The organism is Micromonospora sp. CNZ285 (genome assembly GCF_004637285.1).
Window position 1 is genome coordinate 591,202 of record NZ_SPQD01000001.1, and the last position, 25,910, is coordinate 617,111.

The following is a 25,910-nucleotide window of genomic DNA, read 5'->3' on the forward strand; positions in this document are numbered from 1 at the left end:
CCTCGGGGCCTCGGGAACCCGCCGCCCGTGCGACGGGACCAGGAGCGGGATCAGTGCAGGTCAGCCCGGGTTGACCCGGGTGCTGACCGGTTCCCGTCCGGCCTGTACGACGCGGTCCTGCTGGACCGGGACGGCACCCTGGTGGAGGACGTGCCGTACAACGGCGACCCCGAGAAGGTACGGCCCGTGCCCGGCGCCCGGGAGGCACTGGACCGATTGCGGGCGGCCGGGTTGCGGCTGGCCGTGGTCACCAACCAGTCCGGCCTGGCCCGGGGATACTTCACCGCGCACGACCTGCGTCTGGTCAACGCCCGGGTGGAGGAACTGCTCGGGCCCTTCGACCACTGGGTGATCTGCCCGCACGCGGAAGCCGACGGGTGCGCCTGCCGCAAGCCCGCGCCCGGCCTCGTCCACGAGGCAGCCCGCGCGCTCGGCACCACGCCCACCCGGTGCGTGCTGATCGGCGACATCGGCGCGGACACGGCAGCCGCCGCGGCTGCCGGCGCCGCCGCGATCATGGTGCCCACGCCCGCGACCCGGGCCGCCGAGGTGGCCGCCGCGCCCACTGTCGCCGCCGACCTGCCGGACGCGGTGGGCATCGTGCTGGCCCGGATGCGCCTGACGGCCGCGCCGCAACCCGCGCGCCGGTCGCGCCGGGGCACAGTGCTGGTGGTCCGCAGCGACGCGGCGGGCGACGTGCTGGTGACCGGGCCGGGCATCCGAGCGGTAGCGGCCGGAGCGCAGCGGGTGGTGCTGCTGTGCGGGCCACGCGGCCGGGCCGCCGCCGAACTGCTCCCCGGCGTGGACGAGATCATCGAGGCACCGCTGCCGTGGATCGACGCGCCCGCCCCACCCGTCGACCCCGGCGCCGTACGCGCGCTCACCGACCGGCTCTCGGAGGTACGCGCCGACGAGGCCGTCGTGTTCACCTCCTTCCACCAGTCCGCCCTGCCTCTGGCCCTGCTGCTGCGCCTGGCCGGGATACCGCGGATCAGCGCGATCAGCGACGACTACCCGGGCAGCCTGCTCGACGTCCGCCACCGCGTGCCGGCAGGCGTACCCGAACCGGAACGTGCCCTGTCCCTCGCGGCCGCCGCCGGTTTCGCGCTGCCCGGCCAGGACGAACCGGCGTTGCGCATCCGCGCCGACCGGCTTCCGCCGCCCGCGGCCGACGCCGGCGAGCCCGGCTACGTGGTCCTGCACCCCGGCTCGTCGGTGGAGACCCGCGCCTGCCCGGAGGAGCTGGCCACCCGCGTGGTCCGCGTGCTCGGCGCGGCCGGTTACCGGGTCGTGGTCACCGGCGGACCGGACGAGCGGGAGCTGACCGCGCGCGTGGCCGCGGCGGGCGGTGTGGACCTGGGCGGGCGGACCGGGCTGGACGACCTGGCGGCGGTGATCGCCGGCGCCGGCGCGCTGGTGGTGGGCAACACCGGACCGGCGCACCTGGCCGCCGCGCTCGGCGTGCCGGTGGTGAGCCTGTTCGCGCCGACGGTGCCGTTCGGGCAGTGGGGGCCGTACCGGGTGCCGACGGTGCGGCTGGGCGACGCGGGGGCGGCGTGCCGGGACACCCGCGCGACCGTCTGCCCGGTGCCCGGGCACCCGTGCCTGTCGGCTGTCGAGCCGGGACGGGTGCTGGAGGCGTTGCGGCTGCTCGGCGTGCCGGCGCCGGTGGCGGGCGGGGTGGCCGGATGAACATCCTGCTGTGGCACGTCCACGGGTCGTGGACGACCTCCTTCGTGCACGGCAAGCACCGCTACCTGGTGCCGGTCACCCCTGATCGGGGCCCGTACGGGCTGGGCCGGGCGCGCACCTACCCGTGGCCGGACAGCGCCGTGGAGGTCACTCCCGACGAACTGCGCGACACCGACGTCGACCTGGTGATCCTGCAACGCCCCGAGGAACTCGACCTGGCCGCCGAGTGGCTCGGCCGGCGGCCCGGGCGGGACGTGCCGGCGATCTACGTCGAGCACAACACGCCGAAAGGCGACGTGCCGAACACCCGGCACCCGATGGCCGACCGCGACGACCTGCTGCTCACCCACGTCACCGCGTTCAACGAACTGTTCTGGGACAACGGCGGCACCCGCACCACTGTCGTCGACCACGGCGTCGTACCACCGGCCGTCGAGTGGACCGGCGAACTCGACCGCCTCGCCGTGGTCATCAACGAGCCGGTACGCCGCTGGCGGGTCACCGGCACCGACCTGCTCGCCCGGTTCGCCGCGCTGGCGCCGCTGGACGTCTACGGGATGAAGGTGGACGGTCTCGCCGCCCACCTCGGCCTGCCCGAGGACCGGCTGACCAGCCACGACGACGTACCCCAGCACGCCATGCACGCCGAACTCGCCAAACGGCGCGCGTACCTGCACCTGTGCCGCTGGACCTCACTCGGCCTCAGCCTCATCGAGGCCATGACCATGGGCATGCCCGTCGTGGCACTTGCGACCACCGAGGCGGTGGAGGCGGTGCCACCGGCCGCGGGCGCGCTGTCCACCCGCGTCGACACGCTCGTCGACGCCGCCCGTGGCCTGCTGGACGACAGGGAGTCCGCCCGCCGGGCGGGCGCCGTGGCCCGGGCCGCCGCCCGGGACCGCTACGGCCTGGATCGATTCCTCGCCGACTGGGACCGGCTGCTGGAGGAGGAAGTATGCGCATCGCGATGATCTCGGAGCATGCCAGCCCGCTCGCCGTCCTCGGCGGGGAGGACGCCGGTGGCCAGAACACGCATGTCGCGGAGCTCTCCGCCGCGCTCGCGGCCGCCGGTCACGACGTGCGCGTCTACACCCGGCTCGACGCGGTGGACCTGCCGGTGAGCGTCCGCACCCCGGACGGGTACGAGGTGGTGCACGTGCCGGCCGGGCCGGCCGAACCGGTGGCCAAGGACGACCTGCTGCCGTACATGCCGTCGTTCGGGCAGTGGCTTGCCGGCCGGTGGCGCACCGGCGACTGGCAGCCCGAGGTGGTGCACGCGCACTTCTGGATGAGCGGGCTCGCGGGTCTCGCCGCGGCCCGCCGCGCGGGCGTGCCGGTGGTGCAGACGTACCACGCGCTCGGCACCGTCAAGCGCCGCCACCAGGGCGTGCAGGACACCAGCCCGCCGGGCCGCGTCGAGCACGAGCGGAAGCTGGGCCGCTCGGTGGACCGGGTGGTCGCCCAGTGCCAGGACGAGGTCGCCGAACTGGTCCGGATGGGCGTGCCCCGGTCCCGGATGACAGTGGTGCCGTCGGGGGTGAACCTCACGACGTTCTCCCCGCTCGGCCCGGTCGCCGACCGCGACGGCGGCCGGGCCCGCATCCTCACCGTCGGCCGGCTGGTCGAACGCAAGGGCTTCCAGGACGTCATCCGGGCCGTCGCCGAGGTGCCCGACGCCGAGTGTGTCGTCGTCGGCGGGCCGCCGGCCGGACTGCTGGAGACCGACCCGTACGCGCTGCGCCTGCGCGCACTGGCCCACTCCCTCGGCGTCGCCGACCGGGTCCGGCTGGTCGGCGCGGTCCCCCGGGAGGAGATGGGCCGCTGGTACCGGTCGGCCGACGTGCTCGTGGCCGCACCCTGGTACGAGCCGTTCGGGCTCACCCCGCTGGAGGCGATGGCCTGCGGCGTACCGGTGGTCGCGACCGCCGTCGGCGGGCTGATCGACACGGTGGTGGCCGGACGCACCGGCGACCTGGTGCCGCCCCGGGAGCCGGCCGCCCTGGGCGCGGCACTCCGGGGCCTGCTCGGCGACCGGATCCGCCGCTTCGCCTACGCCACCGCCGCGCTGGAGCGGGCCCGCACCCGCTACTCCTGGGCCACCACCGCGGACCGCCTCACCGAGCTGTACGGCGAGGTGGCCACCGTGCGCCGTCCGACCCGGGTGGTCGCCTGATGACGGCCGGGACGCCGGCGGCCGGCGCGACGGTGCTGGAGGACCACCTGAGCCTGCTGGCCGCCGCGCTGCTGCCGCTGCGGGAGGCGGAACAGATGCTGGCCCGCTGGGGTGAGGAACTGGCGCAGCGGCTCGCCGCCGGTGGCCGGCTGCTGGTGGCGGGCAACGGCGGCAGCGCCGCCGAAGCCCAGCACCTCACCGCCGAACTCGTCGGCAAGCTCCGCCACGACCGCCAACCCCTGTCCGCCATCGCCCTGCACGCCGAAACCAGCGCCCTCAGCGCCATCGCCAACGACTACGGATACGACGAGACCTTCGCCCGGCAGGTCCGCGCCCACGGCCGGCCGCACGACATCCTCCTGCTCCTGTCCACCAGCGGCACCAGCACCAACCTCCTCACCGCCGCCCACGCCGCCCACCAGACCGGCCTGCGCTGCTGGGCCTTCACCGGACCCGCACCCAACCCCCTCGCCGACCTCTGCCACGAGCACCTGGCGATCGACTCGCCGGACGGGCAGGTGGTGCAGGAACTGCACCTGGTGGCCTCGCACGTGCTCTGCGAGTACGTCGAACTGGCGCTGCCCGCCGCGCTCGCCGCCCAGACCCAGGCCGGGCCGGTACGCGCCGGTGTCGAGGTCGTCCTCACCGAGCCGGATCTCACCGAGCCGGACCCGACGGCGCCGGCCGGACGGGGAGGCCCGGCATGAGGGGACCGGTGGTGGTGCTCGGTGACACGCTGCTGGACCGCGACGTCGAAGGTCTGGTGAACCGGCTCTGCCCGGACTCCCCGGTGCCGGTGCTCGACGAGACCGTCTCCGCCGACCGGCCGGGCGGCGCCGGGCTGGCCGCCGTCTTCGCCGCCGCGCAGGGCGCCGAGGTCGCGCTGGTCACCGCCGTCGCCGACGACGCGGGCGGGGCCCGGCTGGGCACCCTGCTCGCCGCCGCCGGGGTCCGGCTGTACGCGCTTCCGCTGGCCGGCGCCACCCCGGAGAAGATCCGGCTGCGGGCCCGCGGCCGGGTGCTGCTGCGTCACGACCGGGGCGGGAGCGCCGGTACGCCGGGTCAGCCCAGCGACGCCGTGCTGCGGCTGATCGCCGACGCGTCCGCCGTACTGGTCAGCGACTACGGCCGGGGCGTGGCGGCTCATCCGGCGCTGCGCGCCGCGCTGACCGCCACCCGGGCGCCGGTGGTCTGGGATCCGCATCCGCGCGGACCGGCCGCCGTACCCGGTGTGCATCTGGCGACCCCGAACGAGCCGGAGGCCCGCGAGCTGGCAAAGACGCCGCCGGGTGGTTCCCGCCTGGCCGTCGCGTCCCGCAGCGCGCACGCGTTGCGCCGCCGCTGGCAGGCGCGCGCGGTCGCGGTGACACTCGGCGGGGACGGCGCCCTGCTCAGCCACGCCGGGTCCACGCCCCTTGTGGTGCCGGCGCCGCCCGCCGAGGGGGACACCTGCGGGGCGGGCGACCGGTTCGCGTCCACCGCGACCCTCGCGCTGGCCCGTGGGGCGCTGGTGTCCGAGGCGGTGCAGGAGGCGGTCGCCGAGGCGTCCGCGTACGTGGCCGGCGGCGGCGTCGCCGCCGCGCTGCCCGCGCCGGTGCGCGCGGTGGCCCCGGAGGTGGTCACCGGCGGCGGGGACCGGATCGGCGCCGGGGCGGCCGGCGAGGTGGTGGCCCGGGTACGCGCGGCCGGCGGCACCGTCGTCGCGACCGGCGGCTGCTTCGACCTGCTGCACGCCGGGCACGTGGCGACGCTCCAGGCGGCCCGGCAACTCGGCGACTGCCTGGTGGTGTGCCTCAACTCCGACGCCAGCGTCGCCGGGCTCAAGGGCCCGGAGCGCCCGGTCGTGCCGCAGGGCGACCGGGGGCGGCTGCTCGCCGCGCTCGGCTGCGTCGACGCGGTGCTGATCTTCGACGAGCCGACCCCGGAGGCGGCGCTGTCCTGGCTGCGTCCGGACATCTGGGTCAAGGGCGGCGACTACGCCAGCGGCGGTGGCCCGGAGACGCTGCCCGAGACGGAGATCCTGGCCCGCTGGGGCGGCCACACAGTGGTCGTGCCGTACCTCGACGGGCGCTCGACCACCGACATGATCGCGGCGGCGCGGGCCGGGCGGGGCAGCGGCGGCTGGCCGGCCGCGTCGGTCGACCCGGCCGAGGCCGTCGCGCAGGTCCGGTCCACGGCGAAGGGAGCACGATGAACGAGCGACGCATCCGACCCGGCGCGGTCGCGCCCGCCGGTCCGACGGTGGCGGCGTGAGCGCCGGCGCGCCCGGAGCCGGGCCGACCGTCCTGGTCACCGGCGGCTCCAGCGGGCTCGGCGCGGCGGTGGTCGCCGCGGTGGCCCGCGCCGGGGGACGCCCGCTGGTGCTGGACCGGCAGCGCCCCGCCGACGGGGTGCCCTGGGTCGAGTGCGACCTGGCCGACACCCGCGCCGCCGAGGCCGCCACCCGCGAGCTCGCGGAACGCTCCGGCGGGCTGGACGCCGTGGTCACCGCCGCCGGGATGGACGTCCCCGGGAAGCTGGCCGACATCCCGGCGGAGACCTGGGAGCGGATCGTCACGGTGGACCTGCTCGCCACCGCCGCGGTGATCCGGGCCGCGCTGCCCTGGCTGGAGGCGTCCCGGGGCAGCATCGTCACCGTGGCCTCCACGCTCGGGGTGAAGGCGGTCGGCGACGCGACCGCGTACTGCGCGGCGAAGTTCGGGGTGGTGGGGTTCACCCGCGCGCTCGCCGCCGAACTCGCCGGCGCGGTCGGGGTGACGCTGCTGATCCCGGGCGGGATGCGGACCGCGTTCTTCGACGAGCGGGACGCGCAGTACCGCCCCGGCCCGGACGCGGTGCTCAACGAGCCCGCCGACACCGCCGCCGCGGTCATGTTCGCGCTGTCCCAGCCGGCCGGTTGCGCGGTACGCGAGATGGTGGTCTGCGCCGCGCAGGAGTCCTCGTACCCGTGATCCTGGTGCTGCGCGCGCTCGGGGTCGGCGACCTGGCCACCGCCGTGCCGGCGCTGCGTGGCCTGCGCGCCGGCCTGCCGGGCCGGGAGCTGGTGCTCGCCGCACCGGCCTGGCTGGCGCCGCTGGCGGAGCTGACCGGGGCGGTCGACCGGGTGCTGCCCACCACCGGGCCGGACCGGATCGCGTGGACCGGACCGCCGCCCGAGGTGGCGGTCAACCTGCACGGCCGCGGACCGCAGTCGCACCGGGCGCTGGCCGCCGTCCGCCCCGGCCGGCTGCTCGCCCACCGCAACCCGGACGCCGGCCACCCGGACGGCCCGGCCTGGGACGACGACGAGCACGAGGTCCGCCGCTGGTGCCGGCTGCTGCACGCGTACGGGCTGCCGGCCGACCCGGGGGACCTGGCGCTGCGGCGTCCGGCGGCGACCGGCGTACCGGCCGGGGTGACGCTGCTGCACCCGGGCGGCAAGATCCCGGCGAAGCGCTGGCCGGCGGACCGGTTCGCCGGGCTGGCCCGGGAGCTGGCCGCGTGTGGGCACCGGGTGGCTGTCACCGGCTCGCCGGACGAGCGGGCGCTGGCCGAGCGGGTCGCCCGCGACGCCGGGCTGCCGCCGGGGGCGGTGCTGGCCGGCCGGACCGGACTGGCCGAGATGGCCGCGCTCGTGGCGGGCGCGCGGCTGGTGGTCAGCGGGGACACCGGCGTGGCGCACCTCGCCACCGGCTACGGCACCGCCTCGGTGGTGCTGTTCGGCCCGGTGCCGGCGGCGCACTGGGGCCCACCGCCGGACCGGCCCCGGCACCGGGCGCTGGGTGCGATCGAGCCCACGCCCGTCAACCCGGATTCGACCGGGTCGGGCGGGGTAGGAACCCACCCGACATTGGATGCCATCGGGATCGACGAGGTGGTGGCTGCGGTGGCCGACGTGGAACGGGTCTCCGGTGCGGTTGCGGCGTAGCGATCCGGGCCGGCCGGGATACGCGCGCCGGCGCCGCGGCAAGGGCTGGCTGTTCCTCGACCCGGCCGGCGAGCCGGTACGCGACGCCGGGGAGCTGACCCGGCTGCGCGAGCTGGTGATCCCGCCCGCCTGGCAGGACGTGTGGATCTCGCCGTACCCGAACGGCCACATCCAGGCCACCGGCATCGACGCGGCGGGCCGCAAGCAGTACCTCTACCACCCGGGCTGGCGGCGCAAGCGCGACGAGGCCAAGTTCGACCACGTGCTGGAGGTGGCGCACCGGCTGCCCGCGCTGCGCGACCGGGTCACGCACGACCTGGCGCTGCGCGGCCTGCGCCGGGAGCGCGTGCTCGCCACCGTCGCCCGGCTGCTCGACATGGGCGCGTTCCGGGTCGGCAGCGACCAGTACGCCACCGGGGACGACCCGACGTTCGGCGTGTCCACGCTGCGCCCCGAGCACGCCCGCTCCCGGGGCGGCTGCGTGGTGTTCGAGTTCCCGGCCAAGGGCGGCATCGACCAGGTTCGCCGGATCGAGGACGCCGAACTCTGCCGGGTGCTGCTCAACCTGCGCCGTCGCCGCCGCGCCCAGGAACGGCTGTTCGGCTACTGGGACGGCCGCTCCTGGCGCGACGTGCGCAGCGACGAGGTGAACGACTACCTGCGCGACGCCAGCGGCGGCGAGATGACCGCGAAGGACTTCCGTACCTGGCACGCGACGGTGCTGGCCGCCGCCGAACTGGCCACCGTGGGCCCGCAGCGCTCCGCCACCGCCCGCAAGCGTGCCGTGGCCGGGGTGATGCGTTCGGTGGCCGAACTGCTCGGCAACACCCCGACGGTGGCCCGCACCTCGTACGTGGACCCGCGCGTGGTCGACCTCTACCACGACGGGGTCCTGGCGCCGGTGCAGCCGGAGATGCCGCGCGAGGCGGTGGAGAAGTCGGTGCTGGCGCTGCTGGAGGAGGAGGCCGGCTGACCGCCGACCGACCCCGTCGGTCCTGGGGGAAGCGCGACGGGGCCGGAAATCTCGGCCGCCGGTGCGGTCCCGGGGAAGCATCACCGGGCGGGGCCGCCCGCGGCCGGGACCGCCGCGGGCGCCAAGCCCGGCCCCCCGATATCCGTGGGCTCACCGCGAGCGGTAGCCCAGGTTTCAGTATGTACGGGACAGGTTGACGGCGGATGCCGTGCTGTTGACGATCCGTGCCGGTTCCAGGTGACGGGCCCGGAACGCCTGCGGTGTCTCACCCTGCGCGGCCCGGAAGACCCGGCTGAAGTGCGCCTTGTCGCGGAAACCCCAGCGGGCGGCGATGACCTGGATCGAGCGGTCGCTCAGCGCCGGGTCGGCCAGGTCGCGGCGGCACCGGGCCAGTCGCTCGTCCCTGATGTACGCGGCCACAGTGGTCTCCTCGTCCTCGAAGAGCCGGTGCAGCGAGCGCACCGAGATGTGGTGCGCGTCGGCGATCGCGCCCGGGTCCAGCGAGGCGTCACCGAGGTGCTGGCGCACGTACGCGCGCACCTGGGCCTGGAGGGCGCGGCGCCGGACCTCGGTGGGCACCTCGTCCTCGGACACCAGGTTGCGGCCGAGCAGCGTGGCGATCAAGTCGAGCCCGACGGCGCCGAGCCGCTCCGCGTCGGCCGCGTGGTACTGCTCGGGGTGGGCGGTGATCCGGATGAGGAAGTCGGCGACCAGCCCGCCGACGCCCTCGGAGCCGGACATCCGGCCGGCGAACAGGGGAGCGAGCCGGCGGGGCGGCAACGGCAGCGCGTCGTACGGCATCAGCGCCACGATCGAGCGGGCGTACGCCGGCCCGCCGGTGTCGGCGTGGTGGCTGACCTCGTGCGGGCGGGAGCAGTCGTAGAAGGTGAGGTCGCCGGGGCGGCAGCAGGCGCGCTGCCCCGCCTGGTCGGCCTGGCTGGTCCCGGTGAGCGTCAGCGCGAGCAGGTAGTAGTCGGGGTCGGAGCGCTGGATCAGCTTCGAGGTGCGCACGCAGTCCACCGACGGGTAGCGGTAGCGGATGAGCTGCATCCGGCCCAGGTCGATGAACTCGGCCCGGGCGACGAAGTCGTCGGCGTGCGCGCTGTGCACCCGCAGGGGCGTCGGCGTGCCCGCCATCATGTCGAGCCACATGCCGAACCGCTCCGGCGGCGGCAGCGCCTCCGTGTCGAACACCTGACGTCGCAGCTTCCCGTCCATCAACGATCCCCCGTGGCTCGCCACTCCTGCTCTAAGCAGGACGCCCCACGGGGTCGAAAAGCGACACCCGTGGGGCGTGACGTCCGTCATTGACGGATCTGCTAACCTTCTGTTAGGAGTCCGTTCAGTCGTTCAGCACCTGGGACAGCCGGTCCCGGAAACGGCGCTCGGAATCGGTCACCGCGTCGCCGCCCAGGCCCAGGATGCCGCCGGTGGAGGCCGCGCCCACCACCTGCTCGGCGATCTCCACCAGCCAGTGCCGGTACGCCCCGGCCTGCCCCTCGTCCACCCGCGCGGTGAGCAGCGCGGACGCCTGCCCGGCCCGGGCCAGCACGTCCTCGATCATCGCCTTCGGGTCCTGCGGCGTGATCACCGGCAGCTCCGCGCCGGTCTCCGGGTCGCCGACGCGGTCGACGACCTCACCGGCCACCGCGGCGACCAGCGGGCTGGCCGACTCGCGGCCGGCGGCGATGGTCTCCAGCCCGGCGGCGTTCTCCGCCATGGTGCGGCGGGTGCCGTCGGACTCGGCGGCGGCCGCCGCGGTGAGGACCGACTGCGGCAGCCCCACCAGCAGCCCCCACTCCTCGTCGGAGACGCCGAACCGGGTGTACGCCGGCTGCTCGATCACGATCAGGCCCCTTTCGCCGTGGTCGTCGTTGTCGACGGGCGCCCCCGCGGCGCCCGGGTCAGGCTAGTCCAGCTCCAGCAGGCCCTGTTCGGACACCACGCGCACGGACAGCGTCTTGTAGCCCACCTCGTCGAAGAGCACCGTCATCCGGTCCTCCTCGTAGCTGAGCACCAGGCCGGCGCCCCACTCCGGGTGGCGCACCTGGCTGTGCACCGGGAACGGTCCGACCGCGCCGTCACCGGCGACGCTGGTGCCCGCGTGGCAGTTGTCGCAGTGCCCGCAGACCTCGTTCATCTGCTCACCGAAGTACGCCAGCAGGGCCTGGCCCCGGCAGCCGGTGGTCTCGGCGAACGCGCGCATCATGTCGGTACGCGAGCGGGTCACCGTCTGCTGCCGTTCCGCCTCGGCCAGCGCGGCCCGGCCCGACTCGGCGGCCGCCGGGGCGTACCGGGGCGCGCCGATGCGCTGCCTGGCGCGTGGCTCGGCGGCGCCGACCTGCTCCAGCAGGGACAGGTACTGCCCCATCTTGCGCGGACCGAGGCCGGTCAGCTCGCGCAGCTCCTTGCGGTTGCGGGCCTTGCCGCGCAGCACCGCGGCGAGTTCGGTCAGTTCCTTCTCGTCCGGCAGGCCGCCGCTGAAGTAGCGCTGGAGGCCGACGTCCTCGGCGCGCCACAGCAGCAGCACCCGGGCCGGCGAGCCGTCGCGCCCGGCCCGGCCGATCTCCTGGAAGTAGCTGTCCGGCGAGTCGGGCAGCGCCATGTGCACCACCCAGGCGATGTTCGGCTTGTCGATGCCCATGCCGAACGCCGATGTGGCCACCATGATCGGCACCCGGTCGGCGAGGAACGCCTCGTGCAGCTCGTGCCGGGCCGCGGTGGGCATGCCGCCGTGGTAGAACTCGGCCGGGAAGCCGGCGCCGGTGAGCCGCTCGGCCAGCTCCTCGGCCGCCCGCCGGGTGGGCACGTAGATGATGCCGGGCCGCTCGTCGTCGCGCAGCAGCGCGAGCAGCCGCCGCCACCGGTAGTCGTCGGTCGGGCAGTGGGCCACCTCCAGGAAGAGGTTGGGCCGGTCCAGCCCGGAGACCACCACCTCCGGCTCGCGCAGCCGCAGCCGGGCGATGATGTCGTCGCGTACCGGCGGGGAGGCGGTCGCGGTGAGCGCCACCACCGGCGGGCGGCCCAAGCCGTCGATCAGGTGACCGAGCGCCAGATAGTCCGGCCGGAAGTCGTGGCCCCACGCGGAGATGCAGTGCGCCTCGTCGATCGCCACCAGCGCCGGCTTCAGCTCGCGGACCTCGGCGAGCCGGTCCGGGTTGCTCAGCGCCTCCGGCGTGATGAACAGGAACTCCGCGCGCCCGGCCCGGATGTCCTCGATCGCCTCGGCCTGCTGGGCGGCGCTCTCGTCCGAGCTGATCCGCACCGCGCGCAGCTCCGGGCGCTGCCGTTCGTTGAGCGCGGCGATCTGGTCCTGCTGCAACGCCAGCAGCGGGGAGATCACCACCGTCGGGCCGGGGATCAGGCTGGCCGGGATCTGGTAGATCGCCGACTTGCCGGCGCCGGTGGGCAGCACCACGAGGGCGTCGCGGCGCTTCATCACGGCGCGCATGGCGGCGAGCTGGTTGGGCCGCAGCGCGGTCCAGCCGAACAGGTTCCGCGCCGCCCGGCGCAGGCTGGAGGAGTGCGTGGTCAGTTTCATCAAGCGCCTCAGCTACCCCCGGCGATCCCGCGCGAAACCGGCGCCGCCGCTCACCGCCCGGCGCGGATCAGCGGCGGAACATGGCCCGGATCGCGATCAGCAGGAACAGGCCGCCGACCACCAGGCCGAGCAGGCGTACGCCGGGGATGTCGGCGGCGCTGGTGGCGTCGGCGAGCGGCAGAACGGACATGTGGGAACTCTCCCACGCGAGGTCCGGGGGACGCCAGCGGCTAACAGTAAGGATTGTTGACTATTTAGCTGCGCGGTGTGACCATGTCAGCACCCGCCGGCCCCGGCGGGTCCGTGGGGGAGACGGGGGTACGACAGCACATGAGCGAGCGGACCGAGGGATCGACCGGAGACCTGGCGGCGCTCGCCGCCGCCGTCCTGCAACCGGGGTTCGTCGGCACGACACCGCCGCCGTGGGTGTGCCGCTGGCTCGGCGAGGGCCTCGGCTCGGTGGTCCTGTTCGCCCGCAACGTCGTCGACCACGAGCAGGTCGCCACGCTCACCGCGAACCTGCGCGCCGAGCGGCCGGACGTCATCGTGGCGATCGACGAGGAGGCCGGCGACGTCACCCGGATCGAGTCCGCCCGGGGCAGCTCCCGTCCCGGCAACTACGCGCTCGGCGCTGTCGACGACCCGGCGCTGACCGAGGAGGTCGCCCGCGACCTGGGCGCCGAACTCGCGGCCGTCGGCGTCACGCTCGACTACGCCCCGGACGCCGACGTCAACTCCAACCCGGCCAACCCGGTCATCGGGGTGCGCTCCTTCGGCGCCGACCCGGACCTGGTCGCCCGGCACACCGCCGCCTGGGTACGCGGCCTCCAGGCCGGCGGCGTCGCCGCCTGCGCCAAGCACTTCCCCGGGCACGGCGACACCCGTGTCGACTCGCACCACGACCTGCCCCGCATCGGCGGCGACCGGGCCCGCCTCGACGCGGTCGAGCTGGCCCCGTTCCGCGCCGCCGTGGCGGCCGGGGCGCAGGCGGTGATGACCGGCCACCTGCTGGTGCCGGCGCTGGACCCGGAACTGCCCGCCACGCTCAGCCCGCGCGTGCTCGGCGGCCTGCTGCGCGAGGAGATGGGCTTCGGCGGCGTGGTGGTCACCGACGCGGTGGAGATGCGCGCGGTCGCCGACCGGTACGGCTTCACCGGCGCCGCGGTGCGCGCGCTCGTGGCCGGCGCGGACGCGATCTGCGTGGGCGGGGAACGGGCCACCGAGGCCGACGCCCGCGAGCTGCGTGACGCGATCGTGGCTGCGGTGATCAGCGGGGAATTGCCCGAGGAGCGGCTCGCCGAGGCGGCCAAGCGCGTCGGTCAGCTCGCCGCGTGGAGCGTCGCCGCCCGCGCCCGCCGGGTCGCCGGCCAGCCGTCCGCCGACGGCTCACCGATCGGGCTCGCCGCCGCCCGCCGCGCGGTACGGGTCACCGGCGACGCCGCACTGCTGCCGCTGACCGGTCCGGCGCACGTGGTGGAGTTCGCGCCGCCGCGCAACATCGCCATCGGCGAGGAGACGCCGTGGGGCATCGCCGCGCCGCTGGCCCACCTGGCCCCGGGCACCACCACCGCCCGCTACGCCGCCGACGCCGTACCGGCCGACCCGGGCGCGGCGCCCGCCGGCCGGCCGCTGGTGCTCGTGGTGCGCGACCTGCACCGCCACGACTGGATGCGGGACGCGGTGCGCCGGGCGCTCGCCGCCCGCCCCGACGCGGTGGTGGTCGAGCTGGGCGTGCCCGAGCTGGTCACCGGCGCGGTGCACCTGGCCACCCACGGCGCCACCGCCGCCGCGGCGCGGGCCGCCGCCGAGGTGCTGACCGGGGCGCGCTGACTCCCGGTCCGGCCGGGTGGGGAGGTCCCCCGGCCGGGCCGGGCCTCACGGCTTGTCGGCCACCAGGTCGGCGTACTCCGGGTGGCGCTCGATGAACGAGGTCACGAACGGGCACTGCGGCACGATCCGGCCGCCCCGGGCGCGGACCTGGTCCAGCGCGCCCCGGACCAGCGCGGCCCCGACGCCCTGACCCTGGAACCGGTCGTCGACCTCGGTGTGCGTGAAGACGAGCGTCTCGCCCCGGGGCGTGTACGCGGTGAACCCGGCCAGCGCGTCGTCCACCAGGATCTCGAAACGGCGCTTCGCGGCGTTCTCCTCGACCAGAAAACTCACCGGATCATTCTCCCTCCGGGCCCGGCCAGCCGGTCCAGTTCGGCCAGCAGCCGGTCCACCTCGTCGACGGTGTTGTAGTGGTAGACGCTCGCCCGCACCGCGCCGCCGCTGCCCCGCAGGCCCATGCCCTCGAAGTACTCATAGGCGTAGTAGTCGCCGTGCGACAGGCACAGGCCCGCCTCGCCCAGCGCCGCCGCGATCTGCGCCGGGGTAGCTCCGGCCACCCGGAACGATACCGTCGGGCAGCGCCGCGCCGGTGCGCCGTACACGGTCACGAACGGGCGGTCGGCCAGCCCGGCGAGCAGCCCGTCGAAGACCGCCTCCTCGTGCGCCTGCGCGGCGGCCAGCCCGGCGCGTACCCGCTCCCGCCGGTCGCCGGTCGCGTCCGGGTCCAGGCCGGCCAGGTGGTCCACCGCGGCGGTCACGCCGGCCAGCAGCGGGAAGCTCGGCGTGCCGTACTCGAACCGGTCCGGCACCGCGTCGGCGGAGGGCACGAGCTTCGCCGGGCGCAGCACCTCCCAGCGCGCCGGGTCGGCGACCATCGCCGCCAGGTGCGGCCCGGACCACTTGTACGCGCTGGTCACCAGGAAGTCCGCGCCGAGCGAGGCCAGGTCGGTCGGGCCGTGCGGCACCGAGTGCACGCCGTCCACGCACATCAGCGCGCCGGCGGCGTGCGCGGTCTTGGCGATCGCCGCCACGTCCGGCACGGTGCCGATCGCGTTGCTGCCGGCGGTCACCGCCACCAGCCGGGTCCGGTCGGTGACCAGGTCGGCGTACTGGCCGGCGGGCAGCTCACCGGTCGCCGGGTCGAACTCGGCCCAGCGCACCGTGGCGCCGGACGCCTGCGCGGCCTGCACCCACGGGCGGACGTTCGCGTCGTGGTCCAGGCGGGAGACCACCACCTCGTCGCCCGGACGCCAGCCGGCGCCGAGCGTCCGGGCCAGCGTGTACGTCAGCGCTGTCGCGCTCGGCCCGAGCACCACGCCCGACGGCTGCGCGCCGAGCAGGTCGGCGACCGCCGCCCGCGCCCCGGCGACCAGGTCCAGCGCCCGGCGCCCGGGCCGGAAGGCGGTGCTGCGGTTGCCCGTCGCGGCGCGCATCGCCCCGGCCACCGCCTCGACGACAGCGGCGGCGGTCTGGGTGCCCCCGGCGCCGTCGAAGTGGGCGAATCCCTCGCTCAGGGCAGGGTAGGCGGCCCGGACCCGGGCGACGTCGAAAGCCATTCCGGCACCCTAGCGCGCACCCCGGACACCCCGCCCGGCGTGGCCGGGCGCACCCGCGTGCTCGGTCGCTGTGGAACGGGCCGCCTATCCTTGGACGGGTGACGATCCGACGCGCCACCCCCGCCCCCGCCCGCCGCGCCGCCGGTCTGCTCGCCGGTCTCGCCCTCGGCGCCGCACTGCTCGCCGGATGCAGCTCCGAAGGCGCCGAGACCGACTGCGGCCTGGACGCCTGCACGATCACCTTCGACCGCGGCGTGGAGGCCAGCGCCCGGATCCTCGGCGTCGAGGCGAAGCTGATCGGCGCCCAGGGCGACCAGGTGACCGTCGAGGTCGCCGGGGAACAGCTCTCGCTCACCGTGGGCCAGCAGGCCACCGAGGTCGCCGGCTTCCAGGTCAGCCTGGACAGCGTCGACGACCAGCAGGTGGTGGTGCGGGTCGCCCGCGACCTGAGCGCCTGATCGGTTTCGGCCGTCCCGGCGGGCGGCGACGTTTGGAAAATCGCCCGCCGGGAGATTGAGGGCTCATGTCTCTCACCCGGAACGCCGGAGCCACCGCCGCCCAGGCTCGAAACAGCCGGTGGCTCGAACTGTTGACCCGTGGCGGCTTCATCGAATATGGAATCGTGCACCTGCTCCTCGCCTGGCTGGCGCTGCAGATCGCCTTCGGGAACTCGGGCGAGGAGGGTAACCAGAACGGCGCGCTGCGCACCCTCGGTGAACAGCCGCTCGGGAAGTTCCTCCTGATCGCGATGGCGGTCGGCCTGTTCGCCATGGCGATCTGGCAGGCTTTCGAGGCGATCTCCGGCCACGTCTCCAAGACCGGCAAGGAACGACTGTTCGAACGGATCGCCTCGGTGGTCCGGGTCGTCGTGTTCGTCTGGCTGGGCTGGACCGCGATCAAGGTCTTCCAGGACGCCAGCTCCAACGCCTCCGACCAGCAGCAGCAGCTCTCCGAGAAGCTGATGGCCTCCGACGGCGGCCGGTGGCTGGTCGGGCTGGCCGGGCTCGCGCTCGCCGCGCTCGGCGTCGGCATGGTGATCTACGGCCTGAAGAAGAAGTTCGAGCGCAACCTCAAGACCGGCGAGATGAGCCCGAAGACCCACCAGCTCACCCGTCGGCTCGGCATGGCCGGGTACGCCTCCCGAGGCGCCGTGTTCGCCATCGCCGGCGTGCTTGTCGTCGTCGCCGCGGTGAACTACGACCCGGAGAAGGCGCGTGGCCTGGACGCCGCCCTGCGGACGCTGCGCGACCAGTCGTACGGGCCGTGGCTGCTGGCGCTCATGGCGCTCGGCATCGCCGCGTTCGGTGTCTACTGCTTCTTCCAGTCCCGGTACCGCAAGGTCTGATCCTGGTCGATACCCGGGCCGCCGGGCACCATTGGGCCTTTGCCCGATTCCCGCCCGGTCGGAGGAGAGAGAGTTCGTGCAGAGTTACGTCGTGACAGTCGCCGCCGCGCTCGCCGCGGCGGCGATCGCGTTGGTGCTGGCCCAGGTGGTGCACCGCGTCATCCGCCGCCTCGGCCGCCGCTCGCTGCTGATGACCGAGCTGACCGAGCACGCGCACCGCGCGTTCCAGCTCGCCCTCACCGTGGCCGCGGTGCAGTTCGCGGTCCGGTTCACCACCGCGTACGCGGTCGGCAGCCCGTGGCGGCAGTTCGTCCTGCACACGCTGGTGCTCGCGACGATCGCCGCCACCGCCTGGCTGGTGGCCTCGCTGCTGGTGGTGGCGGAGGACACCGCGCTGGCCCGGTTCCGGGTCGACGTGCCGAACAACAGGCACGCCCGCCGGGTGCGGACCCAGGTGGTGCTGCTGCGCCGGCTCACCATCGCGGTGATCGTGATCCTCACGGTCGGCGTGATGCTGATGACGTTCCCGGCCGTACGCGGCGTCGGCGCCGGCGTGCTGACCTCCGCCGGTGTGATCGCCGCGGTCGCCGCGCTGGCCGCGCAGAGCCTGCTCGCCAACGTCTTCGCCGGTCTCCAGCTCGCGTTCAGCGACGCGGTACGCCTGGACGACGTGGTGGTGGTCGAGGGGGAGTGGGGCCGGATCGAGGAGCTGACGCTCAGCTACGTGGTGGTGCAGATCTGGGACGACCGCCGGCTGATCCTGCCCACCTCGTACTTCACCAGCCGGCCGTTCCAGAACTGGACCCGGACCGAGGCGGCGGTGCTTGGCACCGCCGAGTTCGAGCTGGACTGGGCCGTCCCGGTGCAGGCGATGCGGGAGGAGCTGCGCCGCCTGTGCGAGGGCACCGAGCTGTGGGACGGCCGGGTCTGCGTGCTCCAGGTGACCGACGCGACCGGCGGCATGGTCAAGGTCCGCGCGCTGGTCAGCGCCGCCGACGCGGGCAGCCTTTGGGACCTGCGGTGCCTGGTCCGCGAGCACCTGGTGACCTGGGTACGCGACCAGCGCCCGACCGCCCTGCCCCGGCTGCGCGCCGAGGTCGGCGAGGTCACTGGCCCGCTGCCCTGGCAGGCGGTGCAGCCGCGCCGCCCGGTACGCCGCCAGGTCGGCACCGAGGCGCCCGACGACGCGCGTGTCTTCGGCGGCAGCGACGACGGCGAGGCCCGCAGCGAGGTGTTCGTGGGCCGGGAGGAGCACGCCGAGGCGCGTCGCTGACCCCGTACCCCGATCGGAACCCCCGGCCGCCCACGGCGCCGGGGGTTCCCGCGTACGGGCGGCTTTCCGGCCGGACGGGTTTGGCCGGGCGGTAGCGGGGGACGTGGTGCGCACGCCCCGGATCCGGTGCCCGGCACCGGGTTCCGGCGGCACGCGGCCGGGCGGACCGGCCGCTCCGCGCAGGATTGACGGGCGGCGACTCCGGGCATACAGCGCGGTGATGACGAAAGGAGGACAGCATGGCTGACGTCGCGAGTCGCAGCACGTCGCGGACCGGGAGCGAGCCGTCCACCGCCGAACTGGTACAGCGCGCCACCGAGCAGGTCACCCGCCTGGTGCGAGACGAGCTGGCCCTGGCCCGTGCGGAGCTGACCCAGAAGGGCAAGCACGCCGGGATCGGGATCGGTCTGTTCGGCGGCGGCGGGGTGATGGCGCTCTACGGCGCGGGCGCCCTGGTCGCCACCGTGATCCTGCTGCTGGCGCTTGTCATGCCGGCGTGGCTGGCCGCCCTGATCGTGGCGGTGGCGCTGTTCCTGCTCGCCGGGATCCTGGCGCTGGTGGGCAAGAAGCAGGTCAGCCGTGCCGTCCCGCCGGTGCCTGAGGCGGCGGTCCGCAGCGTGCGGGCGGACGTCGACACGGTCACCGCCGCGGTGAAGGACGGGAGGCGGGCATGACCGGTAACGGGACCGGGGACGTGGCGGCGCTCCGGGAGGAGATCCGCCGGACCCGGGTGGAGCTCGGTGAGACGATGGAGCTGCTCGCGGCCAGGGCCGATCCGAAGGCGCTGGTACGGCACTCCGCCGAGGCGGCGAAGGCGCGGATGCGCGAGCAGGCGTCGCTGACCGCGGCCCGGGTGCGCGGGCGGGCGGCGGAGCGGGCCCGGCTGGTCCGGGCGCAGGCGTACGAGAAGGGTGAGGCGGTCGGGCGCAACCCGTTGCCGTGGGCGGCCATCGCGGCCGGCGCGCTGGTGACCGCGGTGGTGCTGGTGATCGTCCGAGGGAGGCGCAGGTGAGCGGCAGGGTCGGCAAGGCGGCGTACAAGCCGGTGGGGGTGCTGCTCGGCTTGGCCGCCGGTGCCGTCGCCGGGGCGATCTTCCGTCAGGTCTGGAAGGTGACGGCGGGCGACGGCGAGGCGCCGAGCGCCACCGACGAGGACCGCCGCTGGGGCGAGGTGCTGGCCGCCGCGGCCCTGCAGGGGGCCATCTTCTCGGTGGTGCGGGCCGCCGTCGACCGGGGCGGGGCAGTGGGTGTACGCCGGCTGACCGGTCGCTGGCCGGACTGACGAAAAGGCCGGAAAGGCCCCTTTCCCGAGCGCGGGGAGGGGGCCTTTCGCATGGCTCCGGCGGGGCCGCGCAGCGCCGTCCGCGCGACCTTCAGGTCACATGTCGGAGAATTTCGTCCGCTAGGCTGTGCGAAGTTTTTGCGTACGTGGTTTGCTGTCTCACGCTGTTGAGAGACGCGTGGGTTGAGAGAAGTCTCCTGCATTGGGGGCCGCCTCAGGCGCCGCTGCTCGAAAACGGCCAATCGGCCGCACGGCGTGCTCGGCCGCCAGTTTTAGAAGGAGATACACATGGCGCAGGGAACCGTGAAGTGGTTCAACGCTGACAAGGGCTTCGGCTTCATCACCGTCGACGGCGGGGGTGCTGACGTGTTCGTCCACTTCTCGGCCATCCAGACCAGCGGCTACCGCACGCTGGAGGAGAACCAGCGGGTGGAGTTCGAGATCGCCCAGGGTCAGAAGGGTCCGCAGGCCGAGCAGGTCCGCCCCATCTGAACTGACCGCACCGGCCGCGCCGGCCGGTGCCGGAAGCCCCGCATCCCGTACGGGAGGCGGGGCTTCGCCTTGCCCGCACCTCAGCGGCGTCGCGCCCGCATGCCCCACCAGAGCCCGGCCAGTCCGAACAGGACCAGCACCGGGCCGGCCATCGCCCAGATCCGCTGGTCGCTCATCGCGCTGCCCTCGACGTAGCCGAGGCCGAGCATCGTCCACAGCGCACCGATCACCACGGCGAGCAGCCCCAGGGTGAGCCGGAACCAACCCCTCATCGTTCCCCCTCCGACGACAGCCCCGCTCCAGCATGCCCGCCGCCGGCGCCCGGCGACGCCGCGCCGCGCGGCCGGTTCACCACCGGTCGTGCACCTGCGGGCGGATCAGCTCGTCGTAGGTGGCCCGCACCGCGGCCAGCTCCACCTCGGTCAGTGCCGGTTGCCCGGCCGCCTCGGCGTTGCGCCGTGCCTGCTCGGGGGAGCGGGCGCCGGGGATCACCACCGTCACGCCCTGCTGGTCGAGGACCCACCGCAGCGCGAACTGCGCCATCGTGCGGTCGTCGCCGACCAGCGGCGCGAGCCGGCGTACCGCGGCCAGGCCGCTGTCGTAGTCCACGCCGGAGAACGTCTCGCCGACGTCGAACGACTCGCCGTGCCGGTTGAACGTGCGGTGGTCGTTCGCCGGGAACGTGGTGTTCTCGTCGTACCGCCCGGAGAGCAGGCCGCTGGCCAGCGGCACCCGGGCGATGATCCCGACCCCGGCGGCAGCGGCGGCGGGCAGCACCCGCTCGAGCGGCTTGTGCCGGACCGCGTTGAGGATGATCTGCACGCTGGCCACACCGGGCCGGGCGATGGCGGTGAGCGCCTGGTCGCAGGTCTCCACGCTGACGCCGTACCCGGCCACGCGGCCCTCGGCGACGAGCGTGTCGAGGGCGTCGAAGACCCGGTCGTCGGCGAAGACGGCGGTGGGCGGGCAGTGCAGCTGCACCAGGTCGAGCGTGTCGACGCCGAGGTTGGCCCGGGACCTGTCGGTCCAGGCCCGGAAGTTGTCCAGGGTGTACGCCTCGGGCGTCTGCTCCACCCGGCGGCCCATCTTGGTGGCGACGGTGAGCCCGTGCCCGGGGCGGGAGCGCAGGAACCGGCCGATCAGGGCCTCGCTGCGGCCGTCGCCGTACACGTCGGCGGTGTCCAGGAAGGTGACGCCCGCGTCGACGGCGGCGGTCAGGACGGCGAGCGCCGCGTCCTCGCTGACCTCGCCCCAGTCCGCGCCGAGCTGCCACGCGCCGAGTCCGATGATGCCGACGTGCCGGCCGAGCCGGTCGAAGCTGCGCTGTTCCACCCGGTCGAGCCTAGTGAGCGGCTTGCCGTGGCGCGCGCCGGGCCGTACCGTCTAACAAGACGTACGTACGGTTTGGAGGCTGTCATGTGGGATCCGCGCACCTACCTGCGCTACGGCGACCAGCGCTCCCGGCCGTTCCACGACCTGCTGGCCCGCGTCGGCGCCGAACACCCGCGCGCCGTGGTCGACCTCGGCTGCGGCCCCGGCACCCTCACCGCCACGCTCGCCGCCCGCTGGCCCGGCAGCCGGATCACCGGCCTGGACTCCTCCCCGGAGATGATCGCCCGGGCGACCGCCGAGGGCGGACCGGTCACGTACGCCGTCGCCGACGTCCGCGACTGGCGGCCGGAACCCGGCGTGGACGTGCTGGTCGGCAACGCCGTGCTCCAGTGGGTGCCGGAACACCGCGACCTGCTCCGCCGCTGGGCGGGCGCGCTGCCGGCCGGCGCCTGGCTGGCGTTCCAGGTACCCGGCAACTTCGACGCGCCCTCGCACCGGCTGCTGCGCTCCGTCGCCGGCCAGGACCGGTGGCGCGACGCGCTCGCCGGCAAGCTGCGCGAGGCGCCCGTCGACGAACCGGTCGGCTACGCCACGCTGCTGACCGACGCGGGCTGCGCGGCCGACGCCTGGGAGACTACGTACGTGCATCTGCTGCCCGCCTCCGGCGCCGACCACCCGGTGCTGGCCTGGATGGAGGGCACCGCGCTGCGCCCGGTCCGCGCCGCGCTGGACGCCGCCGTCTGGGCCGCCTTCCGCGCCGAGCTGGGGGTACGGCTCGCGCAGGCGTACCCGGTGCGGCAGGGTCAGGTGTACTTCCCGTTCCGCCGGATCTTCATGGTGGCCCGTACCGGCGCCCGCGCAGAGGAGAACTCGTGACCGACCTGCCCACCTTCATCGCCGGACTGCCCAAGGTGGAGCTGCACGTGCACCACGTCGGCTCGGCGTCGCCCCGGATCGTCGCCGAGCTGGCCGCCCGGCACGAGGGGCGCAGCCCCGTCCCGGCCGACCCGCAGGCGCTCGCCGACTACTTCGCGTTCCGCGACTTCGCCCACTTCATCGAGGTCTACCTGAGCGTGGTGGACCTGATCCGCGACGCCGACGACGTCTGGCTGCTCACCCACGAGGTCGCCCGGGAACTGGCCCGCCAGCAGGTCCGCTACGCCGAGCTGACTGTGACGCCGTACTCGCACGTCAACCGCGGCATCCCGGCGCCGGCGTTCTGCGAGGCGATCGAGGACGCCCGCAAGCGCGCCGAGGCCGACTTCGGCATCGCACTGCGCTGGTGCTTCGACATCCCCGGCGAGGCCGGCCTGCCCGCCGCCGAGCAGACGCTGCGGATCGCGCTCGACGAACGACCCGACGGGCTGGTCAGCTTCGGCCTCGGCGGCCCCGAGATCGGGGTGCCCCGGCCACAGTTCAAGCCCTGGTTCGACCAGGCGCGGGCCGCCGGGCTGCGCTCCGTGCCGCACGCCGGCGAGACCACCGGCCCGGAGACGATCTGGGACGCGCTGCGCGAACTGGGCGCCGAGCGGATCGGCCACGGCATCTCCGCCGCGCAGGACCCGGCGCTGCTGACCTACCTCGCCGAGCGGCGGATCCCGCTGGAGATCTCCCCGACGTCCAACGTGCGCACCCGTGCCGTACCCAGCCTGGACGCGCACCCGCTGCCCCGGATCGTCGAGGCCGGTGTGCCGGTCAGCATCAACTCCGACGACCCGCCGATGTTCGGCACCACGCTCAACGACGAGTACGCGGTGGCCGCCCGGCTGCTGCGGCTCGGCCCGGACGGGGTGGCCGCGCTGGCCCGGGAGGCGGTGGCCGCGGCGTTCCTGACGCCGGCCGAGCAGGCACGGATCACCGCCGAGATCGACGCGTACCTGGCGAGCGCGGCACGCTGAGCGGCCGTACCGGTGCCGGCCGTCGTGATCCCCGAGGCGGCCGGCGCCGCGCGGTCAGCAGCATCGCGGACAGCGCGAGCACGGTGAGCGCGACGGTGGGACCGGGAGCGGCGGGCGCGGGCCGGACGGGCCCGTGCGCGAGCACCGGGTCCTGCCAGACCGCGAGCGTGAGCGCGATGCCCAGGCCGATGACGGCGGCCCAGCGGAGCAGACGACTGACGGCCGGTGGCATGACGGTCACCTCGCGCCCGGGATCGACGGGAGAGCGCGCGCGACGGGAGCGAGGTGTGGGGGGACCGGACTCCCGCCGCGCGCATGATCCGACGGCCGGAAGGTCTTACGGGGCGTCCCGGCCGACGGAACTGATGGGTTCTGTCAGCGATCCTGGCAGTTCACGCCGGTTTTCCGGCCGTCGTTAAACCACCTTTAAGGAGAACTTGCGCCCGTACACAGTCACGGGTCAGCGCGGGCGCGGCCAGCGCCGCCCGGCACGCGGCTCGCGGGCCTCCCGGGCCATCCGCCCGACCAGCCCGAACCGGTTCACCTGCCGGGGTGCCGCGTCCGGGTCGGCCAGCAGCATCACCACGCTCGCCCCGCCGAGCCGGGCCCGGTCGATGCTCACCGAACCGTTCGCCTGCAACGCGACCCGCTTGGCGATGTCCAGCCCGAGCCCGGTCGAGCCCTTGTCGCTCTCACCCCGGCGCAGCGCCCGGTCCGGGTCGGCGATGCCCGGCCCGGCGTCGTCGATGCGGATCGCCACCCAGCCGTCCCGGCGGCTCACCGCCACCTCGAACGCGGTGCCCTGCGGCGTGTAGCGGAACACGTTGCCGATCACCGCGTCCAGCGCGGCGGCCAGCTCGGCGCGGGGCACCGGCGCCGGGATGCGCAACTGGGCCCCGACCACCCGGTGCGGCCGGTTCTGGTCCCCGGCCAGCGCCGACCAGAAGACCATCCGGTCCCGGACCACCTCGCTCACGTCGCACGACGCCGGCGCCGACTCCTGGGCGACCGCCTTGCGGGTCGTCTTGATGAGCTGGTCGACCTCGCCCTCCAGCGTGACGATCGCCTGCCGGATACGCCGGATGCCGCGCCGCCGGTCCAGCTCCGCCTCGCTGAACGTGCCGATGCTCGTGTCGTCGGACTCCAGCGCCTCGGCGTCCAGCCGCAGCGCGGTCAGCGGCGTACGCAGCCGGTGCGACAGGTCGGCGACCAGTTCGTGCTCGTCGGCACGCAGCGCCACCAGCCGTTCCGTCATCCGGTTGAACGCGTGCCCGGCCTCGGCCAGCTCACGCGGGCCGGTCGGCTCGACCCGTACCCCCAGCTCGCCGTCGCCCACCGCGAGCGCCGCCTTGACCAGGTCGCCGGTGGCGTCCACGGCCCTCGCCGCCACCCGGTCGACCACGGCGACCGCCGCGCCGACAAGCGCCAGGCCGATCGCGAACAGCAGCAGCCACCGCCCGCCGCCGCCGGAGTCGAGCACCTCGTCGGGGACGAACACCTCCACCACGGCGACCCGGTCACCGAGCACCACCGGGTCCAGCCGCAGCACCCCGCCGTCCACCTCGGTCACCACCGACTGCCGCTGCGCGGCGGCGTCGGCGAGCACCCGCGGGTCGGCACGGCCGGCGGACTCGTCCGCGCCGATGCCGTGCACGACCGGGCGCATGGCCGGATCGTCGCCGGCCGCGGCGGCCACCGCCCGTTCGATGGTCGCGGTGTCGGTGCTGACCGCCAGCGCGCCGGTCACCAGCGCGGCCCGGCGTGCCGCGTCGGCCAGCTCCGCCTCCCGGGTCCGGTCGGCGAGGGTCAGCCCGAGCGGGATGAGGAAGGCGAGCGCGATCAGGCCGCACAGCCCCGCGGTGAGCCCGGCAAGGCTGAACCTTAGTCCGGCGCCACCAGCCGGAAGCCGACCCCCCGCACGGTGCGCAGGTAGCGCGGCTTCGCCGCGGACTCGCCCATTTTGCGGCGGAGCCAGTACAGGTGAACGTCGATAGTCTGGTCCTCGCCGACCGATGGCTGCCGCCATACCTCCTCCAAGAGTTCCCGCCGGGACACTACCCGGCCGGGACGCGCGGCGAGATACGCCAGCAGGTCGAATTCCTTACGGGTCAGCGCCAGCGCCTCCCCGTCCAGCACCGCGCTGCGCTCGCCCACGTCGACGCGCAGGCCGCCGACCGTGTGCACGGCCGGCGCGACGGTACGGCTGGCCCGGCCGGCCCGGCGCAGCACAGTGGTGATCCGGGCGTCCAGGTGCGCCCCGGTGAACGGCTTGACCATGTAGTCGTCCGCGCCGGCGCGCAGCAGCCGCACCACCGACTGCTCGTCGTCGCGGGCGGTGGCGATGATGATCGGCACGTCGGTGATGCCGCGCAGCATGCGCAGCGCGTCCGAGCCGTCCAGGTCGGGCAGCCCCAGGTCGAGCACCACCAGGTCCGGTGTCTCCGCGGCGACCCGGCGCAACGCGTCCAGCGCGGTGCCGACGGCGTGCACCGCGTGCCCCCGGTCGGTCAGCGACCGCAGCATGGCGCCGCGCACGACGTGGTCGTCTTCGACCAGCAGGACGGTTGCCACGTCAGCACCGTACTCGGCGTGGCAAGCCGGTCGCGTTGCGGCGGTC

At 74.9% G+C, this 25,910-nt stretch carries 29 protein-coding genes; 18 read left to right on the forward strand and 11 right to left on the reverse strand.

Annotated features, from left to right (window positions below):
- Positions 1-27: 27 nt before the first annotated feature.
- The 8 genes from CLT75_RS02745 to CLT75_RS02780 are packed head-to-tail and all read left to right on the forward strand — an operon-like array spanning position 28 to position 8,745.
- Positions 28-1,692 (forward strand): HAD-IIIA family hydrolase, encoded by a 1,665-nt coding sequence (locus CLT75_RS02745; protein ID WP_135239337.1) that lies wholly within the window; start codon positions 28-30, stop codon positions 1,690-1,692.
- The gene (locus CLT75_RS02750; protein ID WP_135239338.1) at positions 1,689-2,663 is read left to right on the forward strand and encodes a glycosyltransferase; all 975 of its coding nucleotides are present in this window, start codon (positions 1,689-1,691) and stop codon (positions 2,661-2,663) included. The genes CLT75_RS02745 and CLT75_RS02750 overlap by 4 nt, the downstream gene beginning before the upstream one ends.
- Positions 2,648-3,865: a glycosyltransferase gene (locus tag CLT75_RS02755; protein ID WP_135239339.1), complete on the forward strand. Its 1,218-nt coding sequence runs from the start codon at positions 2,648-2,650 to the stop codon at positions 3,863-3,865. The genes CLT75_RS02750 and CLT75_RS02755 overlap by 16 nt, the downstream gene beginning before the upstream one ends.
- Positions 3,865-4,572, forward strand: a complete 708-nt coding sequence (locus CLT75_RS02760; RefSeq protein ID WP_135239340.1) for an SIS domain-containing protein — start codon at positions 3,865-3,867, stop codon at positions 4,570-4,572. Before CLT75_RS02755 ends, CLT75_RS02760 begins: the two co-directional genes overlap by 1 nt.
- On the forward strand, positions 4,569-6,059 hold the full coding sequence (locus CLT75_RS02765) for a PfkB family carbohydrate kinase (RefSeq protein ID WP_135239341.1): 1,491 nt from the start codon (positions 4,569-4,571) through the stop codon (positions 6,057-6,059). Before CLT75_RS02760 ends, CLT75_RS02765 begins: the two co-directional genes overlap by 4 nt.
- Before the next feature lie 55 nt (positions 6,060-6,114).
- Positions 6,115-6,816: an SDR family oxidoreductase gene (locus tag CLT75_RS02770; RefSeq protein WP_135239342.1), complete on the forward strand. Its 702-nt coding sequence runs from the start codon at positions 6,115-6,117 to the stop codon at positions 6,814-6,816.
- Positions 6,813-7,772, forward strand: a complete 960-nt coding sequence (locus tag CLT75_RS02775) for a glycosyltransferase family 9 protein (protein ID WP_135239343.1) — start codon at positions 6,813-6,815, stop codon at positions 7,770-7,772. Before CLT75_RS02770 ends, CLT75_RS02775 begins: the two co-directional genes overlap by 4 nt.
- Entirely contained in the window at positions 7,756-8,745 is a 990-nt protein-coding gene (locus CLT75_RS02780) for a DNA topoisomerase IB (protein WP_135239344.1), read from the forward strand. Before CLT75_RS02775 ends, CLT75_RS02780 begins: the two co-directional genes overlap by 17 nt.
- 174 nt (positions 8,746-8,919) lie before the next feature.
- Here CLT75_RS02780 and CLT75_RS02785 read toward each other — a convergent pair whose 3' ends face one another.
- From CLT75_RS02785 to CLT75_RS32995, 4 genes are all read right to left on the reverse strand, one after another.
- Complete coding sequence (locus CLT75_RS02785; RefSeq protein ID WP_135239345.1) at positions 8,920-9,963, reverse strand: AraC-like ligand-binding domain-containing protein; 1,044 nt, start codon at positions 9,961-9,963, stop codon at positions 8,920-8,922.
- Between the two features lie 124 nt (positions 9,964-10,087).
- A complete protein-coding gene (locus CLT75_RS02790) occupies positions 10,088-10,591 on the reverse strand; it encodes a hypothetical protein (protein ID WP_135239346.1) in 504 nt (167 codons plus the stop codon).
- A gap of 63 nt (positions 10,592-10,654) precedes the next feature.
- Complete coding sequence (locus tag CLT75_RS02795; protein ID WP_135239347.1) at positions 10,655-12,286, reverse strand: RecQ family ATP-dependent DNA helicase; 1,632 nt, start codon at positions 12,284-12,286, stop codon at positions 10,655-10,657.
- A 67-nt stretch (positions 12,287-12,353) separates the two neighbouring features.
- Positions 12,354-12,476, reverse strand: a complete 123-nt coding sequence (locus CLT75_RS32995; protein ID WP_318333417.1) for a hypothetical protein — start codon at positions 12,474-12,476, stop codon at positions 12,354-12,356.
- A gap of 140 nt (positions 12,477-12,616) precedes the next feature.
- On the opposite strand from CLT75_RS32995, the gene CLT75_RS02800 reads away from it, so the two are divergent.
- Positions 12,617-14,116 carry a glycoside hydrolase family 3 N-terminal domain-containing protein gene (locus CLT75_RS02800; protein WP_135239348.1) on the forward strand — a complete coding sequence of 500 codons (1,500 nt, stop codon included), beginning with the start codon at positions 12,617-12,619 and terminating at the stop codon, positions 14,114-14,116.
- A 45-nt stretch (positions 14,117-14,161) separates the two neighbouring features.
- Here CLT75_RS02800 and CLT75_RS02805 read toward each other — a convergent pair whose 3' ends face one another.
- On the reverse strand, positions 14,162-14,449 hold the full coding sequence (locus CLT75_RS02805; protein ID WP_135239349.1) for a GNAT family N-acetyltransferase: 288 nt from the start codon (positions 14,447-14,449) through the stop codon (positions 14,162-14,164).
- Positions 14,446-15,672 carry a cysteine desulfurase-like protein gene (locus CLT75_RS02810; protein WP_135239350.1) on the reverse strand — a complete coding sequence of 409 codons (1,227 nt, stop codon included), beginning with the start codon at positions 15,670-15,672 and terminating at the stop codon, positions 14,446-14,448. The genes CLT75_RS02805 and CLT75_RS02810 overlap by 4 nt, the downstream gene beginning before the upstream one ends.
- A 98-nt stretch (positions 15,673-15,770) precedes the next feature.
- Between CLT75_RS02810 and CLT75_RS02815 the strand changes: the two genes are divergently transcribed.
- The 7 genes from CLT75_RS02815 to CLT75_RS02845 all read left to right on the forward strand — a co-directional run bounded on the left by CLT75_RS02815 (position 15,771) and on the right by CLT75_RS02845 (position 20,063).
- On the forward strand, positions 15,771-16,130 hold the full coding sequence (locus tag CLT75_RS02815) for a hypothetical protein (RefSeq protein WP_135239351.1): 360 nt from the start codon (positions 15,771-15,773) through the stop codon (positions 16,128-16,130).
- 65 nt (positions 16,131-16,195) lie between these two features.
- Complete coding sequence (locus tag CLT75_RS02820) at positions 16,196-17,017, forward strand: DUF1206 domain-containing protein (protein WP_135239352.1); 822 nt, start codon at positions 16,196-16,198, stop codon at positions 17,015-17,017.
- Between the two features lie 76 nt (positions 17,018-17,093).
- A complete protein-coding gene (locus tag CLT75_RS02825; protein ID WP_135239353.1) occupies positions 17,094-18,290 on the forward strand; it encodes a mechanosensitive ion channel family protein in 1,197 nt (398 codons plus the stop codon).
- Between the two features lie 239 nt (positions 18,291-18,529).
- Positions 18,530-18,964, forward strand: coding sequence for a phage holin family protein (locus CLT75_RS02830; protein ID WP_013474843.1), 435 nt, complete (start codon positions 18,530-18,532; stop codon positions 18,962-18,964).
- A complete protein-coding gene (locus CLT75_RS02835; protein WP_013285415.1) occupies positions 18,961-19,302 on the forward strand; it encodes a DUF3618 domain-containing protein in 342 nt (113 codons plus the stop codon). Before CLT75_RS02830 ends, CLT75_RS02835 begins: the two co-directional genes overlap by 4 nt.
- The gene (locus CLT75_RS02840) at positions 19,299-19,571 is read left to right on the forward strand and encodes a DUF4235 domain-containing protein (RefSeq protein ID WP_013285416.1); all 273 of its coding nucleotides are present in this window, start codon (positions 19,299-19,301) and stop codon (positions 19,569-19,571) included. Before CLT75_RS02835 ends, CLT75_RS02840 begins: the two co-directional genes overlap by 4 nt.
- 288 nt (positions 19,572-19,859) lie before the next feature.
- Complete coding sequence (locus CLT75_RS02845) at positions 19,860-20,063, forward strand: cold-shock protein (RefSeq protein ID WP_007075740.1); 204 nt, start codon at positions 19,860-19,862, stop codon at positions 20,061-20,063.
- Positions 20,064-20,143: 80 nt separating this feature from the next.
- On the opposite strand, the gene CLT75_RS02850 is transcribed toward CLT75_RS02845, so the two are convergent.
- Together CLT75_RS02850 and CLT75_RS02855 are read right to left on the reverse strand one after the other, a co-directional pair.
- On the reverse strand, positions 20,144-20,335 hold the full coding sequence (locus CLT75_RS02850; RefSeq protein ID WP_135239354.1) for a hypothetical protein: 192 nt from the start codon (positions 20,333-20,335) through the stop codon (positions 20,144-20,146).
- A 76-nt stretch (positions 20,336-20,411) separates the two neighbouring features.
- A complete protein-coding gene (locus tag CLT75_RS02855) occupies positions 20,412-21,395 on the reverse strand; it encodes an aldo/keto reductase (protein ID WP_135239355.1) in 984 nt (327 codons plus the stop codon).
- An 84-nt stretch (positions 21,396-21,479) separates the two neighbouring features.
- Between CLT75_RS02855 and CLT75_RS02860 the strand changes: the two genes are divergently transcribed.
- Together CLT75_RS02860 and CLT75_RS02865 are read left to right on the forward strand one after the other, a co-directional pair.
- On the forward strand, positions 21,480-22,271 hold the full coding sequence (locus tag CLT75_RS02860) for a trans-aconitate 2-methyltransferase (protein ID WP_135239356.1): 792 nt from the start codon (positions 21,480-21,482) through the stop codon (positions 22,269-22,271).
- Positions 22,268-23,293: an adenosine deaminase gene (locus tag CLT75_RS02865; RefSeq protein WP_135239357.1), complete on the forward strand. Its 1,026-nt coding sequence runs from the start codon at positions 22,268-22,270 to the stop codon at positions 23,291-23,293. The genes CLT75_RS02860 and CLT75_RS02865 overlap by 4 nt, the downstream gene beginning before the upstream one ends.
- Here the strand turns inward: CLT75_RS02865 and CLT75_RS02870 are convergent.
- From CLT75_RS02870 to CLT75_RS02880, 3 genes are all read right to left on the reverse strand, one after another.
- Positions 23,250-23,525, reverse strand: coding sequence for a hypothetical protein (locus CLT75_RS02870; RefSeq protein WP_135239358.1), 276 nt, complete (start codon positions 23,523-23,525; stop codon positions 23,250-23,252). The genes CLT75_RS02865 and CLT75_RS02870 overlap by 44 nt on opposite strands.
- Positions 23,526-23,753: 228 nt before the next feature.
- Positions 23,754-25,145 (reverse strand): sensor histidine kinase, encoded by a 1,392-nt coding sequence (locus tag CLT75_RS02875; protein ID WP_209310425.1) that lies wholly within the window; start codon positions 25,143-25,145, stop codon positions 23,754-23,756.
- 29 nt (positions 25,146-25,174) lie between these two features.
- Complete coding sequence (locus CLT75_RS02880; RefSeq protein ID WP_013285422.1) at positions 25,175-25,864, reverse strand: response regulator transcription factor; 690 nt, start codon at positions 25,862-25,864, stop codon at positions 25,175-25,177.
- Positions 25,865-25,910 lie beyond the last annotated feature (46 nt).

Bases quoted from the DNA above. Each gene is read 5' to 3' on its own strand.
- CLT75_RS32995 (WP_318333417.1), bottom strand. From the start codon at position 12,476: ATGTCCGTTCTGCCGCTCGCCGACGCCACCAGCGCCGCCGACATCCCC.
- CLT75_RS02870 (WP_135239358.1), bottom strand. From the start codon at position 23,525: ATGCCACCGGCCGTCAGTCGTCTGCTCCGCTGGGCCGCCGTCATCGGC.
- CLT75_RS02810 (WP_135239350.1), bottom strand. From the start codon at position 15,672: ATGGCTTTCGACGTCGCCCGGGTCCGGGCCGCCTACCCTGCCCTGAGC.
- CLT75_RS02760 (WP_135239340.1), top strand. From the start codon at position 3,865: ATGACGGCCGGGACGCCGGCGGCCGGCGCGACGGTGCTGGAGGACCAC.
- CLT75_RS02765 (WP_135239341.1), top strand. From the start codon at position 4,569: ATGAGGGGACCGGTGGTGGTGCTCGGTGACACGCTGCTGGACCGCGAC.
- CLT75_RS02850 (WP_135239354.1), bottom strand. From the start codon at position 20,335: ATGAGGGGTTGGTTCCGGCTCACCCTGGGGCTGCTCGCCGTGGTGATC.
- CLT75_RS02845 (WP_007075740.1), top strand. From the start codon at position 19,860: ATGGCGCAGGGAACCGTGAAGTGGTTCAACGCTGACAAGGGCTTCGGC.
- CLT75_RS02820 (WP_135239352.1), top strand. From the start codon at position 16,196: ATGTCTCTCACCCGGAACGCCGGAGCCACCGCCGCCCAGGCTCGAAAC.
- CLT75_RS02750 (WP_135239338.1), top strand. From the start codon at position 1,689: ATGAACATCCTGCTGTGGCACGTCCACGGGTCGTGGACGACCTCCTTC.
- CLT75_RS02800 (WP_135239348.1), top strand. From the start codon at position 12,617: ATGAGCGAGCGGACCGAGGGATCGACCGGAGACCTGGCGGCGCTCGCC.
- CLT75_RS02835 (WP_013285415.1), top strand. From the start codon at position 18,961: ATGACCGGTAACGGGACCGGGGACGTGGCGGCGCTCCGGGAGGAGATC.
- CLT75_RS02795 (WP_135239347.1), bottom strand. From the start codon at position 12,286: ATGAAACTGACCACGCACTCCTCCAGCCTGCGCCGGGCGGCGCGGAAC.
- CLT75_RS02860 (WP_135239356.1), top strand. From the start codon at position 21,480: ATGTGGGATCCGCGCACCTACCTGCGCTACGGCGACCAGCGCTCCCGG.
- CLT75_RS02830 (WP_013474843.1), top strand. From the start codon at position 18,530: ATGGCTGACGTCGCGAGTCGCAGCACGTCGCGGACCGGGAGCGAGCCG.
- CLT75_RS02755 (WP_135239339.1), top strand. From the start codon at position 2,648: ATGCGCATCGCGATGATCTCGGAGCATGCCAGCCCGCTCGCCGTCCTC.
- CLT75_RS02785 (WP_135239345.1), bottom strand. From the start codon at position 9,963: ATGGACGGGAAGCTGCGACGTCAGGTGTTCGACACGGAGGCGCTGCCG.